Source organism: Streptomyces yongxingensis, assembly GCF_055597465.1.
Window position 1 is genome coordinate 3,563,288 of the sequence record NZ_CM145717.1, and the last position, 15,689, is coordinate 3,578,976.

Here is a 15,689-nt window from a genome sequence, read left to right on the forward strand (position 1 = left end):
GATCACCGGGGGGCACGGATGGTTGCGGACGTTCACAGGACGTGTCGCAGGGCACGGTCGCGCAGCATCAGCGCGGCGCGTTTGCCGGGGAGTTCGACTTCCGCGGAGAAGCGGAAGCCGGCACCGAGGAAGGCTGCCACGGAGGGGGTGTTGCGGAGATCCGGTTCGGCCACGACCCGGGTGCAGGACGGACGGTGCTCGAGGACGAGGTCGGCGGCCGCGCGGAGCAGGGTCGTCCCCAGACCACGGCCGCGATCGCTGACCCGGCCGATGAGCAGGTGGATACCCGTGTCGTGCGGCCGGGCCGGGTAGTACCGGGCGAGCGGGTCCAGATCGGCGCGGTAGACCTCCCAATAGCTCATCGGGACGCCGTCCAGGACGCCCAGACAGGGCACGCTGCGCCCATCGCCGTCGAGCTGGTCCCCGAGGTGGCTCGCGGTGGTCTCCTCGGGGCCGTCGAGCTCCCAGAAAGCGGCCACGGACGGGTCGTTCATCCATCGGGCGATGAGCCGCAGATCACGCCCGATCCGGACCGGCACGAGCTGGAAGGTGCCCAACGGGGTGCCGGTGGGCCCCCATTCGACGATGTGGTCGAGCAGATCAGACCGGTCGTCGGCCTGCGGTCGAGCGGAGTCCAGGTCGATGAGTCGTGCGATGTCCTCTTCCTGGCGCAGCCGCATGTCGATGGTGTCGTCGGTGCTGGAGCTCGTACTGGAGTCGGTGTGCGGCACGGCGATGCTCTCCTCTCAGGGGTCTGGGCACGTTGGGAGGGGCGCGGGGGTGAGGGGCGTGATCGCGGGTCGCGGAGTCAAGCCATGGGAGTGACGGCGGTGGAGCCGGAAGGCGAGACAGACAGGGAAAGGGGGTTGGGGATGGCCACATAGACGGACTGGGTGTCCACCGGTCCCACGAGCTCGTCCAGGCCGCGCAGCCGCGTGAGCAGATTGGCCTTGCAGCGCAGGGTGGGCGTCTCCAGGAGCCGGGCGGGAAGCGGTGAGCGGGTTCTCCCGGGGCCGGACGCGGCCTCGGCGAGAAAGCGGCGGAACGCGGCCAGCAGGACGCGCTCGTCGACGAGTCGCTGGGATCCGAAGGCGCCGATCAGTCCGAGGACGTTGTTGACACCCAGGTAGTAGGCGAACCGCTCGTCGATGACCTCGTCGGAGACGAAGGTGTCGCTGCGGCCGCCGATACCGGGCAGCCGGCGCTGAAGTTCGGCGTGCCGGGACGCACGGAAGTAGTAGCCCTGGTTGTCCCGGTAGCGGCCGCCGACCGGCCAGCCGTCGGGGTCCAGCAGCACCAGGGTGTTCTGCTGGTGCGCCTCGAGCGCGATGCCGGCCTCTCCGTCCAGCCAGAGCAGGGGGCGTACGACCGTGTGCAGATAGCGCAGGAACCACTCCGTGCCGGCCGCCGCGGTGGAACGGCCGGTGCGAGCGGCGAGCCGGGCGACGAGGCGGGCGAGCCGGGAGCGCATCACCGGCTGTCCGGGCCAGGGGCGCGGCGCGAGGAGTCCGGCGACGCAGACGGCGTCGTCGCCGGGGCCGAACGGGTTGTGCCGGATGACGACGTCAAGGCCCGTCAGCGGTTCGCCATCCGGTCCGTCGACGGCGAGCCAGGCCGGGTCCCGGACGATGTCGAAGCCCGGGAAGCCGGGGAAGGCCGCCCGCCACTGCTCGGCCAGTCCGCTGCGGAGCAGCCGGTGCACCTCGACACCGCGGCGGAGTTCCTTACGGAGGTTCTCACGACGGGAGTTGGTGATCCGCAGACCGAGGGAGAGTTTGAGCATGGCAGGAGCACCGGGCCGGTAGACGGTGCGGACCGAGGAGGTGGGGTGCCAGGGCCCGCCGGACGGCCCGAGGTCGTGCAGCAGGCCCGCGTCGAAGAGCGCGGCGGCCTCCGGACGGTGCCGGATCTCGCGAGCTTGCCAAGGGTGCAGGGGCAGGGGCACGGTCCCGGTGGGCAGTTGGAGGCCGCTGCCCGCCAGGGAGAGGGCGAGCCGCTCGGCGGGTACGGTCCGGCCGCGCTCCGTCCAGGCCGACTCGCAGGCCAGTGCGGACCGGCCGACCGCGATCCAGTGAAGGGGGAAGGAGCCACGCGTCTCCGGTGAGCAGATGGTGGATTCGGAGTCGGAGAGGCCCTCGCGGCTCTTCGGCGTGGGATGCAGAGGGTGGCCGAAGAGGAGGGACTGTTCCGCGCTGAGGAACGGGGTGCTCGTGCTCGGATCGGCGGGCGTGGCCCGGCGGAGGGTGAGGAAGAGGGCGGTGCGCCGTACGGAGTCCGCGACACGGCCGACGAGTTCGGTGGCGTCCGCGTCGGGGTCGTCCCGCCGCGCGCTGTACGTCGCCTCGCGGGTGAGCAGGGCCGCGAGGGTGACGGCGCCGACAGCGGGCGCGTCATGGGGGCCGTGCTCCAGCAGCGGCGGCCCGAAGCGGTGCCAGCCGGTGGGCGACCAATAGCGCACCGGGACGAGGAGGACGGTTCCGCTGGCGGCGAGGGAAATGCGCAGGGTGTCGCCGTCGGGCCGCGCGAGGCCGCTCTCGCGCACCCAACAGCGCAGCAGGTTCTCGACGGCCGCGGCGTCGGCCGCGATCTGCGGGTCGGGGTCGTCGAGGGGGTCCGCGCCGACCTCGCGGGCGCCAGCCTCGCGGGCGCGGTCGTCGGGCGTTTCACGGCTGTCGCGGTGCTGCCGGGGCACGGCCGTCGCGGCGAGGGGCGGCCCTTGGGCGGGCAGCCGCGGCGCGGGCGACTCCTCCGCCGAGGGCTCTGGGGCGGGTAGCGGCTCCGGGGCAGGTGGCTGGGATGCTCCCATCCCCGCTCCCGCCGCGCCGGCGAGCGGCGTCGTGGCGGGCGACGCGTCCGGGGGCAGTGGCACCGGCGCCGGGGGCGGTGGCACCGCCCCCGGGGGCGATGGCGGTGCTGGGGGTGCCGCCTGATCGCCCGCAGCCGTCGTGGCGGTGGACGGTGCCCTGACCGTCGGGACCGCCGTGGGTGGCGCGGGCGGTCTTGTCGCCTCGGCCGGGGGAGGCGCGGTGTGGGGCGGGTGCGGGAGGGGCGGCGGGGGGCCGGGGCGAGCGGAGTCGTCGGGGTCGGTCAGGGCGCCGGGCGCGGGCTGCGGTTGGGGAGACAAGGGGGCTCCCCCGGGGGTGTGCGGCATGGTGGGTGCGGCGCGGGCGTCACGGCGTTCATGTCCTGGGCCCGGCGCCTGCCTCCTTCGGTGATGCGATGGCGGTGCGGTCGTACGGTGCGGGACGCGTCACCGGTGGTCTCCGGTGAGTGGCGGTGCGAACGGGGCGGCGGGAGGGAGTTCACGGGAGCGGGCGCCAGCGGTGCGGATCGCCGCGTCCAGGGCGTCGGTGAGCCGGTCCAGGACGGCCTCTGCCTGCTCATCGGTGATGGTGAGTGGAGGGAGAAGGCGGATCACCGCGCTGTGGCGTCCGCCGAGTTCGACGATGAGCCCGCGGCGCAGGCACTCCTGCTGGACGGCCGCCGCGAGCGCGGGATCGGCGGGCGGAGCCGCCGCACGCGCGTCACCGGCGCATGGGGCTCCCCCGCCCAACGCCCCGTCCGCGCCGTCACCTTGAGTGCCCTCCCGGCGGGCTCCCTCACGCGGAGTCATCCCGCACGGGGCCGTCTCGCTCGGGGATGCCTGGTACCTCGGGGATGCCTGGTACGGGGATGCGCGGCCCGGGGTTCCCTCGCGGTCGGCGTTCGTTGCGGACCCGGCCCGCGCGGCATCCCCGGCCCCCGCGGTGTACCCGGCCGACGCCGCGTTCCCGGCCTCCTCTGCAGCCCCGGTCTCCGGGTCCACCAGCTCCACGCCGATCATGAGGCCGCGGCCGCGTACGTCTCCGATCCACCGGCGTCCGGTGGCGAATTGGCGTAGCCGGTCCAGCATCCGGGCGCCGACGGTTGCCGCGCGTTCGGCGAGGTTGTTCTCGCGGACGTAGGCGAGGGTCGCGGCGCCCGCGGCCATGGCCAGTTGGTTGCCGCGGAAGGTGCCCGCGTGGGCTCCAGGAGGCCAGACGTCGAGGTCCTCGCGGTAGACGACGACGGCCAGCGGCAGGCCACCGCCGATGGCCTTCGACAGCACCATCACATCGGGCACCACTCCGCTGTGGTCGACCGCCCAGAAGGCCCCGGTGCGTCCGACGCCGGTCTGGACCTCGTCCGCGATGAGCGGGATGGAGCGGGCCGCGGTGATGTCGCGCATCCGGCGCAGCCAGCCGTCCGGGGCCGGGATCACCCCGCCCTCGCCCTGTACGGGCTCGAGGATCACCCCGGCCGGGGCGGGCACCCCGCCCTTCGGGTCGTCGAGCAGCTTCTCGGCCCAGCGCGCGGAGAGGTCGGCGCCGTGCTCCCCGCCGACCCCGAACGGGCAGCGGTAGTCGTCCGGAAAGGGCAGCCGGGTCACACCGGACGACGGGGCGCCGCCGGAGGCGGCCAGCGCTCCGGCCGTCATGCCGTGGTAGGCCCCGGAGAAGGCGAGCAGGCCGTCGCGCCCGGTGGCGGTCCGCACCAGCTTGAGCGCGGCCTCGACCGCGTCCGTGCCCGCCGGTCCGCAGAACTGCACCCGCGCCCGGGCGGCCAGCTCGGGCGGCAGGGTGGCGAACAACTCGTCCGTGAAGGCGTCCTTGACCGGTGTGGCCAGGTCCAGGACCTGCAGCGGCGCCTCCGCGTCCAGGACGGCCCGGATCGCGTCCAGCACCACCGGGTGGTTGTGCCCCAGGGCCAGCGCACCGGCGCCGGAGAGACAGTCGAGGTAGCGGCGGCCGTCGGCCCCCTCGACCGTCATCCCCCGGGCGCGCACCGGAACGATGGGCAGCGCCCGGGCGTAGGTGCGGGCGGCGGACTCACGCAGCGCCTGGCGCCGCAGAATGCCCTGCGTGGCGCCGCCGTCGTCGGAGACGGCGGCCAGGGCCATCGGCGGGAGCTGGGTCACGGCCACGCGTCTCGGTCCTCCTGCTGCTGAACACCCTCCGGCTGTTCCCCCGTACGTACCAACGACGCGTGGCGCTCTGGATCACGGGCTGGGCGAAGATCCTTGCGGCCGGGAACCAAGGACCCGCCCGCAGCCGTCGTACGCGGCACCGGCATAGTGGGATACCACCCCATTGCCGGGGCGGTGCATGACAATTCCACACAGGCCGTAGAGCAGCTCAGAACCTCAGGGGGAGTCCCGCCCATGCCATCCAAACGCCGACCCGCACTGGCCGTGGCCGCCATAGCCTCGGTTCTGGCGCTCACCGCCACCGCGTGCGGCTCCTCGGACGACACCACCGACGCCAAGCCGACCGCGTCGTCGGAGCAGCAGGGCGTGGGCGACATCAAGCTGCCCGACAACCTCAACGACAAGTTGAAGAACCTCGGCATCGATCTGGACCAGTGGAAGAACGGTGCCTGGAACAAGTGGGACAAGGACGACTGGCTGCGCGAGGCCGGTGACTTCATCAACCCGATCATCAAGGGCCTGTGGAAGCCGGACCGGATGCGCGACGCGCAGGAGCCCGACAAGCCGGTGGACGACAGCGACATCGCGGACGACCAGGGGGTGACCGACCCCGATCCGCAGCCCGTCCCGGCCAAGGAGGTCGCCAGCCCGTACAGCTCCAACGTCCCCTACGCGGGCAAGGTCTTCTTCGACGGCCCCGAGGGCTCGATGGTCTGCTCCGCGACGGTGGTCGAGGACCCGGCGCACCCCGGCAAGTCCAACCTGGTGTGGACGGCGGGCCACTGCGTCCACGCGGGCAAGGGCGGCGGCTGGTACAAGAACCTGATGTTCGTGCCCTCCTACAACGACGCGGGCAAGTCGCAGGCGGAGCTGGAGAACGCCACCAAGGAGGAGCTGGCTCCCAAGGGCGTCTGGTGGGCCGACTGGGCGCAGACCTCCTCGCAGTGGATCGACAACGGCGCGGCCGTGGGCGGCAAGGGCGCTCCGTACGACTTCGCGGTGATGCATGTGAAGCCGGAGGTCAGCGGCGGCAAGTCGCTCGAGGAGACGGTGGGCGGCGCGCTGCCGGTCGACTTCAACGCCCCGGCGGTGAAGTCCATCGACGAGATCACGGCCACCGGCTACCCGGCCGCCCCGCCGTTCGACGGCCAGAAGATGAACCAGTGCGCGGACAAGCCGGGCCGGCTCTCCCTGGACGCCAAGCAGCCGACGATGTACCGCATCGGCTGCACCATGACCGCGGGCTCCTCCGGCGGTGGCTGGGTCGCCAACGGCGCGGACGGCAAGCCGGCGCTGGTGTCCAACACCTCGATCGGCCCGTCCAACGCGACCTGGCTGGCGGGCCCGCACCTGGGCCCCGAGGCGAAGGGCGTCTACAGCGCGGTCAGCAAGAAGTTCGCGAGCCAGTGACCGGCTGAGCCGGTAGCCGTCAGGCAGCCATCCATCCCATGGCGAGGGCCCGCCCCCGGAGATCCGGGGGCGGGCCCTCGCCGTGCAGGTGTCGTAGCCGACGCGGTGCGGCTGTCGTGACTAGCGCTGTCCGGCGGCCGCGGCCGGGATGAAGCGCCGCAGCTCCGCCGCGAGCTCCTCGTGCACCCGCGCCTTGAGCAGGGTGCCCTCGGGGGTGTGCTCCTCGGAGAGCACCTCGCCCTCGGTGTGGGTGCGCGCGACGAGCTTGCCGTGGGTGTACGGCAGCAGCACCTCGATCTCGACCTGGGGCCGGGGCAGCTCCTCGTCGATCACCGCGAGCAGCTCGTCGATGCCCAGCCCGCTGCGGGCCGACACCGCCATGGCGCGCCGCTCCATGCGCAGCAGCCGCTGCACAACGAGCGGATCGGCCATGTCCGCCTTGTTGATCACAACGATCTCGGGCACGTCGACCGCGCCCACATCGCGGATCACCTCACGCACGGCGGCCAGTTGCTCCTCCGGCACCGGATGCGAGCCGTCCACCACATGGAGGATCAGATCGGCGTCGCCGACCTCCTCCATCGTGGAGCGGAACGCCTCCACCAGGTGGTGCGGCAGATGCCGGACGAACCCGACGGTGTCCGCCAGCGTGTAGAGCCGCCCGCTGGGGGTCTCGGCCCGGCGCACGGTCGGGTCGAGGGTGGCGAACAGCGCGTTCTCCACCAGGACACCGGCGCCGGTGAGCCGGTTGAGCAGCGAGGACTTGCCCGCGTTGGTGTATCCGGCGATGGCGACCGAGGGGACCTTGTGGCGCCGGCGCTCCTGCCGCTTGATGTCGCGGCCGGTCTTCATCTCGGCGATCTCGCGGCGCATCTTCGCCATCTTCTCGCGGATGCGGCGCCGGTCGGTCTCGATCTTGGTCTCACCGGGACCACGGGTGGCCATACCTCCGCCCGAGGATCCGGAGCCACCGCCACCCATCTGGCGGGACAGCGACTGACCCCAGCCTCGCAGCCGCGGCAGCATGTACTGCATCTGGGCGAGCGAGACCTGCGCCTTGCCCTCTCGGGACTTGGCGTGCTGGGCGAAGATGTCGAGGATCAGGGCGGTCCGGTCGACCACCTTGACCTTGACGACGTCCTCGAGGTGGATCAGCTGTCCGGGGCTCAGCTCACCGTCGCAGACCACGGTGTCGGCACCGGACTCGACCACGATGTCACGCAGTTCCTCGGCCTTGCCGGAGCCGATGTAGGTGGCGGGATCCGGCTTGTTGCGCCGCTGGATCACGCCGTCGAGCACCAGGGCGCCGGCGGTCTCGGCGAGGGCGGCGAGCTCCGCCAGGGAGTTCTCCGCGTCCCGGACGGTGCCGGAGGTCCACACGCCGACCAGCACCACCCGCTCCAGGCGCAGCTGCCGGTACTCGACCTCGGTGACGTCCTCGAGTTCGGTGGACAGCCCCACCACACGCCGCAGCGCGGCACGGTCGGAGCGGTCGTACTGGTCGCCGTCACGCTCCTCGTCGATCTCGTGACTCCAGGCGACGTCCTCTTCCATCAGGGCGTCGGCCCGAAGGCTCTCGGCGAGGCGCTGCCGGTCCTGCGGAAGGGAAGAGGAGTGGGTCAAAGGAATCCTTAGGTCGTGGAATACCGTCACTGTCGACAACGCGTGGCGGGCCCGCGGGATTCCCCGCCGGGCCGGACGCGAACGCCGACCCCTTGATGGTCGCACGCGGCGGGCGGGCCGTCACCCGGGTTTCACGGCCCATGGCACCGCGTAACGTACCGCGTGCCGGCCCGCCCGCGCGCCGGGCAGCGCGGCGCCCTTCGTGGTCTCCTTCTCCGTCTGCTTCCAGTCGGGGTGTCCCGGCATCGGCGGCGTCTTCCTGCCGTACAGCCACGGATGGAGGAATCCGCTCAGATCGCGCCCCGCCACGGTGGAGGCCAGCCGGACGAAGTCGGCGGTCGAGGCCACGCCGTCGCGGTGGCGGAGCACCCATTGCCGCTCCAGCCGCTCGAAGGCGGCCCGGCCGATCCGCTGCCGCAGCGCGTACAGCACCAGCGCGCTGCCGTCGTAGACCACCGGGCGGAAGATGCCGATCGGCTGGCCGGGGTCGGCGGCCTCGGGGGCCGCGGGCGGCCCTCCCTCGGCCCGCCAGGCGTCGGACTGCCCGTACGCCTTGCGCATCCGCCGCTCCAGGCTCGCCTTACCGCGCTCATCGGCGTACAGCGCCTCGTACCAGGTGGCGTGGCCCTCGTTGAGCCACAGATCGGACCAGCGGCGCGGGCTAACACTGTCGCCGAACCACTGGTGCGACAGCTCATGCACCATGATCGACTCGATGTACCACCGGGGAAGCTGTTCGCTGGTGAACAGATCGCGCTCGAAGAGGGAGAGCGTCTGGGTCTCCAGCTCGAAGCCGGTGGTGGCGTGGGCGATCAGCACACCGTAGGTCTCGAAGGGGTAGCGCCCGGCCTTCTTCTCCATCCAGGCCAGCTGCCCGGGGGTGCGCGCGAGCCACTTCTCCAGCCGTGCGCGGTCCGCCACGGGGACGACGTCGCGCACCGGAAGCCCGTGGGGCCCGGTGCGGCGCGGCACGGCGGAGCGGCCGATGGAGATCTGCGCCAGCTCGGTGGCCATGGGGTGGGCGAGGCGGTACGTCCAGGTGGTGCGCGATCCCTTGCGAACGCGCTGCCCGGGCAGTCCGCCCGCGACGACCGTAAGGCTCTTCGGTGCGGTGATCCGGAAGGTGAAGCGGGCCTTGTCGGCGGGGTGGTCGTTACAGGGGAAGACCCGGTGGGCGGCGTTGGCCTGGTTGGCCATGGCCAGCCCGTCGCTGGTGCGGACCCAGCCGCCGTTCGTGTCGCTCCGCGGATCGCTGGTGTGGCGGACGGTGATCCGGAAGGCGGCGCCCTTACGGAGCGGGGCGGACGGGGTGATCACCAGGTCCTCACCGGCCGTCACGAACCGGGCCCGCGCTCCGTCGACCCGCACCGAGTCCACGACGCCCTGGGCGAAGTCGAGGTTGACGGTGCGCAGCGGGGCGGTCGCGCGGGCGTCGATGGTGGTGACGGCGTCGAGCGGCCGGTCCTGACGGTGGTAGGCGAACGCGATGTCGTACGCCGTGACGTCGTACCCGGGGTTGCCGAGCTGCGGGAAGAGGGGGTCGCCGATGCCCAGGGGACTCGGGTGCGCGGGGGACACCGGCCCCGCGGCGGAGGAGGGGCCGACCGCGAGGAAGACGGCGGCCATGGCGGCGGCCACCGGCGCGGTCCTGCGGCGCCCGGTGCGCGGCGGCCAGGGGCGGCGCCCCGAATAAAGCGTCATGCCCTACGGCTACCAGCGTCCCGGCGCCCGCGCAGTCGCTCCCGGGCTTGATCCACCCGAAGGAGTTCAGACGGCCGAAGGAGTGCGGACGACCCAACGGTGGTCAGGAGCGTGCGCGCTCAGGAGGGCGCCGCTGGAGGAGCGCGCCCGCCCGTCAGTGCGCCGCGGCCATGCTGCGGCCCTCGCGCGTCACGTCGTACACCCCGGGGACGTTGCGCATGGCCCGCATCAGCGTCGGCAACCTGCCCGCGTCGGGCAGCTGAAGCGTGTAGGTGTGCCGGACGCGCTGCTCACGCGGCGGTTCGACGGCGGCCGCCACCACCTCCGCACCCTCGGCGGCGATGGCCTCGGTGAGGTCCGCGAGCAGATGCGGTCTGCTGAACGCCTCCGCGAAGAGGGTCACGCGATAGTCGCCGCCCCCGTCCCCGTCGTCCTCGTCCGCCCAGCGCACTCCGACGGTCGAGCGCCCGGTCGCGGTCATCCGCGCCACTCCGGGGCACCGCTCGCGGTGCACGGTGACGGCCCCGCCGCGGACCGCGAAGCCGGTGATCGCGTCGGGCGGCACCGGGGTGCAGCAGCGGGCGAGCCGTACGGTCGCGCCGGGCAGGTCGACGACGATTCCCGCCTCGGGACGGCCCGCACCGGGCGCGGGGGCGACGGTCTGACCGCCCTGCGAAACCTGCGGCCCTCGCGTGACCTGCGCGTACTGCGTCTCCTGCCCGTCCTGCGCCTCCTGTCCGCCCTGCCCGTCCCGGCCGGTGAGCTCGGAGGCGGACTCCGGCTCCTCGGCGGCCTCCCGGGGCTCGAGCTGCGACGCCGGATGGGCGGCCAGCCAGCGGTTGATGGCGATCCGGGCGGCCGGGGTGCGGGCATGGTCGAGCCACTCCGGCGAAGGGCCGTGGGAGGCGGTGTCCCGGGTGTCGCTCGCCATCAGCAGCTGCAGGGTGTCGCCGTCGCGCAGCACTGTGCTCAGGGTCGCGATCCGGCCGTTGACCCGGGCGCCGATACAGGAGTGCGCGTCGTCGCCGTACAGGGCGTACGCGGCGTCCACGCAGCTCGCGCCCGCGGGCAGGCCGAGCGTCCCGCCGTCGGAGCGGAAGACGGTGATCTCCCGGTCCTGGGCGAGGTCGTCGCGGAGCGAGGTCCAGAAGATGTCGGGGTCGGGGGTGGCGCTCTGCCAGTCGAGCAGCCGGGACAGCCAGCCGGGGCGGGTGGGGTCGGCCCGCTCGCCCTCGGGGGCGTCGGCGCCCTCCGTCGGGGCGTACGGATTGCCGAGGGCGATCACTCCGGCCTCGGCGACCCGGTGCATCTGGTGGGTGCGGATGAGGACTTCGGTGACCTCGCCGTCGCGCCCGGCCACGGCCGTGTGCAGCGACTGGTAGAGGTTGAACTTGGGAACCGCGATGAAGTCCTTGAACTCCGAGATCACCGGGGTGAAGCAGGTGTGCAGTTCACCGAGGACCGCGTAGCAGTCCGCGTCGTCGGAGACGAGGACGAGAAGGCGGCCGAGGTCGGTGCCGGTCAGCTCGCCGCGCTTGAGCCCGACCCGGTGGACGGAGACGAAGTGCCGCGGCCGGACCAGGACTTCGGCGGTGATGCCCGCCTCGTGCAGCACGCCCCGTACGTCCCCGGCGGCCTGGGCCAGCGGGTCGGGGCGGCCGGCGTGGGCCTGGAGGAGCTCGCGGGTCCGCGCGTACTCCTCGGGGTGGAGGATGGCGAAGACCAGGTCCTCGAGCTCGGTCTTGAGCGCCTGCACCCCGAGCCGCTCGGCGAGCGGGATCAGCACATCGCGGGTGACCTTGGCGATGCGCGCCTGTTTCTCGGGGCGCATCACGCCGAGGGTGCGCATGTTGTGCAGCCGGTCGGCGAGCTTGATCGACATCACCCGGACGTCGTTGCCGGTGGCGACGAGCATCTTGCGGAAGGTCTCGGGCTCGGCCGCCGCGCCGTAGTCGACCTTCTCCAACTTGGTGACGCCGTCGACGAGATAGCGGACCTCCTCGCCGAACTGCTCCCCCACCTGATCCAAGGTCACATCGGTGTCCTCGACGGTGTCGTGGAGCAGCGAGGCGGTCAACGTCGTGGTCTCGGCGCCCAGTTCGGCGAGGATCAGCGTGACGGCCAGCGGGTGGGTGATGTACGGCTCACCGCTCTTGCGCATCTGGCCGCGGTGGGAGGACTCGGCCAGGACGTACGCCTTGCGCAGCACGTCCAGATCGGCTCCGGGGTGGTGCGCGCGGTGGACCTTGGCCACATGCTCGATCGCGTCCGGCAGCCGGCCGCGGGAGGCGGACCCGAGCAGGGCGGCCCGGCTGAACCTGCGGAGATTGCGCAGGTCGATGCGGGGGAGGCCGCGCCTGCGGCCGAACGGGGCCTGGTCGGTGGCCTCTGCGCTCATGGGCACCTCCGGCGGCGTCGAGCGTCAACCGGCGTGGGTACTCCCCCGGGGCCGGTGCTTGATGCTATCGAGCCCATCACGCACGGCCGACCGGCTCTCGCCCAGAGTGAAACGGATCACCCATTCGAGGGAAGTGTCAGCCGAGGTCCGTGCCCAGCCAAGAGGCATCTATCTCCCCCTCGGCCACGATCACGGCAGGGCCGGTCATCTCCACCGTACCGTCCGGCCGTTCGCTGATGACAAGCCGCCCTCCGGGAACGTCCACGGTGTACGTGACCGGGTGGCCGGTGACCGCCGGATCGTCCCCGTCACGGCGTGCGGCGGCGACCATCACGGCGCAGGCGCCGGTGCCGCAGGAGCGGGTCTCACCGGAGCCGCGCTCATGCACGCGCATCGCGACATGGCGCGGGCCGCGGTCGACGACGAATTCGACGTTGGTGCCGTGCGGGTACGCGGCGGCGGGGCGCACGGCGGGGGCCGCGAAAAGATCACCGGCCTGGGCGAGGTCGTCGACGAAGGCGACCGCGTGCGGATTGCCCATGTTCACGTTGCGCGCGGGCCAGCTGTGGTCACCGACCGTGACCGTGATCGCCCCTTCGGGGCCGGGCTCGGGCAGTGTGGCCTCACCCATCACCACGGTGATCGGGGCGTCGGACCCGGTCGTGGCCTCGCCCGGCTGGGCGGCGTCACCGGCGTCCTTGGCGATGTGGGCCCGGCGCACCCCGGCCCGGGTGGCGATGGCGAGATCGCCCGCCTCGACGAGCCCGGCGCGCTGAAGGTACCGGGCGAAGACGCGGACTCCGTTGCCGCACATCTCGGCGATGCTGCCGTCGCTGTTGCGGTAGTCCATGAACCACTCGGCCTGGTCGGCCATGGCCCGCGCCTCGGGGTGCGCCGAGGACCGCACGACGCGGATCAGGCCGTCACCGCCGATACCGGCGCGGCGGTCGCAGATCCGGGCGACGGTGGCCGCGGACAGCTCAAGACGGCCGTCCAGGTCGGGGACGATGACGAAGTCGTTCTCGGTGCCGTGCCCCTTCAGGAAGGCCAGCCGTGGTGCGGTGCTCATTCCTCGATCCTACGGGGCACCGCGCGCGCCGTCCCCCGGTGCCCGGGCCGCCTGGGGGAACCACTGGCCGGAGGGCCTGAGCAGATCGGAGGAAGCCCGCTACGGTTCGGGCAGCGCCCCGAAGGGGCGCGGGGCCGTGTCGATGTGCGGCTCCGCCGCGCGGGCGCGACCAGCCACGACGGCGCCGCAGTCGGCCAACGACGCATGGCACCACTTCCCGCGGAGCGCTCAGCGGAGGCGGGCCACCCGCCAGAAGGTGAGGGCGGCCAGCAACGCCACGATCACCACGTAGAGCACGACGAAGCGCCAGTCCGGGCGGCGTCCGGAGCCTCTGGGGGGCAGGCCCGGCCAGGTGTAGCCCACCCGGCGGGCGGCCATCAGGCCCCAGCCCGCCGCACAGCAGCTCAGCAGCAGGCCGAGCATGGCCACGACGGCCCCTCCGTCGCCGAACTCGAAGGCGAGCGGGAAGGCGAACATCAGCGAGCCGAGGATGGCGAGGGCGACGATCGGCGCGATCTGCCAGATCCGCAGCCGACGCGGCGGGCGCAGCTCCCGGAATGACTCTCCGGAGACCGAGCCCGCGCCGGCCTCGCCCTCGGAGCCGTCCCCGAGGACCGGCGCGCCGGGTTCGTGGAGTCTTCCGGCCTCGTCAGGGCCGTCCGGGGTCAGTGGCCGCGCGTCTCCGTGCGGCGATTGCTGCGATGCGTCGCGAGGGCCGGCCTCCATCGCCACACGCCCTCCCAACTCCAGACACCACGGCACGATCGGAGCTTGATGATGGCATGCCCGCCGGGGCCCGAATGACGAGCTGAGCTTCCCGATGCCATGACGTGATCAGGCTGTGACCGCCCGTTCAACCAACGCGAGCGCGCTCGCCAGGAGTTCCCCTCTGCGGTCGGCCGCTCCGCTGAGCCAGTGGACCCTCGGATCCCGGCGGAACCAGGAGTCCTGACGGCGTGCGAACCGCTTGGTGGCGCGCACGGTTTCGGCCCTCGCCTCCTCCTCGGCGCACTCCCCCGCGAGCGAGGCGAGCACTTGCTGATAGCCCAGCGCGCGGGAGGCGGTACGCCCGGAGCGCAGTCCGGCGCCCTCCAGCCGGCGGACCTCCTCGACCAGCCCGGCGTCCCACATCCGGTCCACCCGCAGGGCGATCCGCTCATCCAGCTCGGGCCGCTCGACGTCGACGCCGATCTGGAGCGTGTCGTAGACCGCCTCGTGCCCGGGCAGATTGGCGGTGAAGGGGCGGCCGGTGATCTCGATGACCTCCAGCGCCCGGACCACCCTGCGGCCGTTGCTGGGCAGGATCGCGCGCGCCGCCTCGGGGTCGGCGTCGGCGAGCCGGGCGTGCAGGACCCCGGAGCCCCGCTCCTCCAGTTCGGCCTCGAGCCGGGCCCGGACGGCGGGGTCGGTGCCCGGGAAATCGAGGGCGTCGATGGCCCCGCGGATGTAGAGGCCGGAGCCGCCGACCAGGACGGGGGTGCGGCCCTCGGCGAGCAGGCGGTCCATCTCGGCGCGGGCCAGCCGCTGGTACTCGGCGACGCTCGCGGTCTGGGTGACGTCCCAGATGTCCAGCAGCCGGTGTGGCACCCCCTGCCGCTCGTCCTCCGTCAGCTTGGCGGTGCCGATGTCCATGCCCCGGTACAGCTGCATGGAGTCGGCGTTGACGACCTCGCCGTCGAGGTGTCTGGCGAGCGCGACGCCCAGATCGGACTTTCCGGCCGCTGTGGGGCCGACGACGGCGATGACTCGCGGCGGGTGGCCTGCAGTATTCACCGGGCCAGTCTCGCAAATGCCCCGGGGGCTCCTCGAATGAGCGACGTGACGGGGCACCGCCGGGTTCGTTGCCTGTTGCGAGGCTTCGAGTGCCGGTTCGGGGAATCGGCCGCCGCGCGCCGCACAGTCGCCGCGCACCGCACAAGGGGGCACTCCGGGCGGCACGGGATTCCGCCCACGCGAGTTTCGCCCACACGAGTAAGGTATGGAGTAGATATGGGCGTGTTTTCCAGGTTTCGTCGTGTGTCGAAGGAGGCGAGCCGCTCGTCCGAGGAGGCACCGTCCGTGCGGGACGCCCAGGCCACGGCCGACGCCATGACGGCGGAGACCGAGTCCGGGACCGCCGATGGGGCTGAGGCCGCGCGGAGTGGGAAGGAGAACCCGGTGGGTGGAAGCGCCGGGATCCCCAAGCAGCAGTCCGCGGCCGAGGCGGCCGACAGCGAGACCGGTGAGAGCGCCCGCGCATAGGCAACCGACGAGGGTAGGTGGCACATGGGCCTGATGGACAATCTCAAGGCCAAGGCCGGTCAGATGAAGGGCAAGGCCGGCAGCTTCGCGCAGCAGCACGAGGCCAGGATCGGGCGGGGCCTGGAGAAGGCGGCCAAGACGGTCGACACCAGGACCAAGGGCAAGTACAGCGCCAAGATCGAGACTGGCACGGGCAAGGCGAAGGACGCTCTCAACCGCCTCTCGCAGATGGACGAGCGCAAGCCCAAGGACAAGGGCGACGCATAAGACGGGCCAAGCAGACAAGGCACAGAAGACGGGGG

The 15,689-nt window shown here is 72.6% G+C and carries 12 protein-coding genes; 3 read left to right on the plus strand and 9 right to left on the minus strand.

The window, feature by feature from the left end; translation table 11 throughout:
* Positions 1–32: 32 nt before the first annotated feature.
* The 3 genes from ACZ6TD_RS14830 to ACZ6TD_RS14840 all read right to left on the minus strand — a co-directional run bounded on the left by ACZ6TD_RS14830 (position 33) and on the right by ACZ6TD_RS14840 (position 4,918).
* Positions 33–731: a GNAT family N-acetyltransferase gene (locus tag ACZ6TD_RS14830; protein ID WP_471354243.1), complete on the minus strand. Its 699-nt coding sequence runs from the start codon at positions 729–731 to the stop codon at positions 33–35.
* A gap of 77 nt (positions 732–808) precedes the next feature.
* Complete coding sequence (locus ACZ6TD_RS14835; protein WP_471354245.1) at positions 809–2,806, minus strand: IucA/IucC family protein; 1,998 nt, start codon at positions 2,804–2,806, stop codon at positions 809–811.
* A gap of 444 nt (positions 2,807–3,250) precedes the next feature.
* The gene (locus ACZ6TD_RS14840; RefSeq protein ID WP_471357743.1) at positions 3,251–4,918 is read right to left on the minus strand and encodes a diaminobutyrate--2-oxoglutarate transaminase family protein; all 1,668 of its coding nucleotides are present in this window, start codon (positions 4,916–4,918) and stop codon (positions 3,251–3,253) included.
* 261 nt (positions 4,919–5,179) lie between these two features.
* Here ACZ6TD_RS14840 and ACZ6TD_RS14845 point away from each other — a divergent pair, with 261 nt between their 5' ends.
* Positions 5,180–6,355: a trypsin-like serine peptidase gene (locus ACZ6TD_RS14845; protein ID WP_471354247.1), complete on the plus strand. Its 1,176-nt coding sequence runs from the start codon at positions 5,180–5,182 to the stop codon at positions 6,353–6,355.
* A gap of 120 nt (positions 6,356–6,475) precedes the next feature.
* On the opposite strand, the gene hflX is transcribed toward ACZ6TD_RS14845, so the two are convergent.
* From hflX to miaA, 6 genes are all read right to left on the minus strand, one after another.
* A complete protein-coding gene (gene hflX, locus ACZ6TD_RS14850) occupies positions 6,476–7,978 on the minus strand; it encodes a GTPase HflX (RefSeq protein WP_471354249.1) in 1,503 nt (500 codons plus the stop codon).
* A 120-nt stretch (positions 7,979–8,098) separates the two neighbouring features.
* Entirely contained in the window at positions 8,099–9,679 is a 1,581-nt protein-coding gene (locus tag ACZ6TD_RS14855; protein ID WP_471354251.1) for a M1 family metallopeptidase, read from the minus strand.
* Positions 9,680–9,833: 154 nt separating this feature from the next.
* Positions 9,834–12,077 (minus strand): RelA/SpoT family protein, encoded by a 2,244-nt coding sequence (locus tag ACZ6TD_RS14860; RefSeq protein WP_471354252.1) that lies wholly within the window; start codon positions 12,075–12,077, stop codon positions 9,834–9,836.
* 136 nt (positions 12,078–12,213) lie between these two features.
* Entirely contained in the window at positions 12,214–13,146 is a 933-nt protein-coding gene (gene dapF, locus ACZ6TD_RS14865; RefSeq protein ID WP_471354254.1) for a diaminopimelate epimerase, read from the minus strand.
* Between the two features lie 228 nt (positions 13,147–13,374).
* Positions 13,375–13,872 carry a hypothetical protein gene (locus tag ACZ6TD_RS14870; protein WP_471354256.1) on the minus strand — a complete coding sequence of 166 codons (498 nt, stop codon included), beginning with the start codon at positions 13,870–13,872 and terminating at the stop codon, positions 13,375–13,377.
* Positions 13,873–13,980: 108 nt separating this feature from the next.
* Positions 13,981–14,919 (minus strand): tRNA (adenosine(37)-N6)-dimethylallyltransferase MiaA, encoded by a 939-nt coding sequence (gene miaA, locus ACZ6TD_RS14875; protein WP_471354258.1) that lies wholly within the window; start codon positions 14,917–14,919, stop codon positions 13,981–13,983.
* A gap of 243 nt (positions 14,920–15,162) precedes the next feature.
* On the opposite strand from miaA, the gene ACZ6TD_RS14880 reads away from it, so the two are divergent.
* Complete coding sequence (locus ACZ6TD_RS14880; protein ID WP_471354260.1) at positions 15,163–15,387, plus strand: hypothetical protein; 225 nt, start codon at positions 15,163–15,165, stop codon at positions 15,385–15,387.
* A gap of 24 nt (positions 15,388–15,411) precedes the next feature.
* Positions 15,412–15,654: an antitoxin gene (locus tag ACZ6TD_RS14885; RefSeq protein ID WP_471354261.1), complete on the plus strand. Its 243-nt coding sequence runs from the start codon at positions 15,412–15,414 to the stop codon at positions 15,652–15,654.
* Positions 15,655–15,689 lie beyond the last annotated feature (35 nt).

Bases quoted from the DNA above. Each gene is read 5' to 3' on its own strand.
- ACZ6TD_RS14835 (WP_471354245.1), bottom strand. From the start codon at position 2,806: ATGGGAGCATCCCAGCCACCTGCCCCGGAGCCGCTACCCGCCCCAGAG.
- ACZ6TD_RS14840 (WP_471357743.1), bottom strand. From the start codon at position 4,918: ATGGCCCTGGCCGCCGTCTCCGACGACGGCGGCGCCACGCAGGGCATT.
- ACZ6TD_RS14845 (WP_471354247.1), top strand. From the start codon at position 5,180: ATGCCATCCAAACGCCGACCCGCACTGGCCGTGGCCGCCATAGCCTCG.
- ACZ6TD_RS14855 (WP_471354251.1), bottom strand. From the start codon at position 9,679: ATGACGCTTTATTCGGGGCGCCGCCCCTGGCCGCCGCGCACCGGGCGC.
- ACZ6TD_RS14860 (WP_471354252.1), bottom strand. From the start codon at position 12,077: ATGAGCGCAGAGGCCACCGACCAGGCCCCGTTCGGCCGCAGGCGCGGC.
- dapF (WP_471354254.1), bottom strand. From the start codon at position 13,146: ATGAGCACCGCACCACGGCTGGCCTTCCTGAAGGGGCACGGCACCGAG.
- ACZ6TD_RS14870 (WP_471354256.1), bottom strand. From the start codon at position 13,872: ATGGAGGCCGGCCCTCGCGACGCATCGCAGCAATCGCCGCACGGAGAC.
- ACZ6TD_RS14885 (WP_471354261.1), top strand. From the start codon at position 15,412: ATGGGCCTGATGGACAATCTCAAGGCCAAGGCCGGTCAGATGAAGGGC.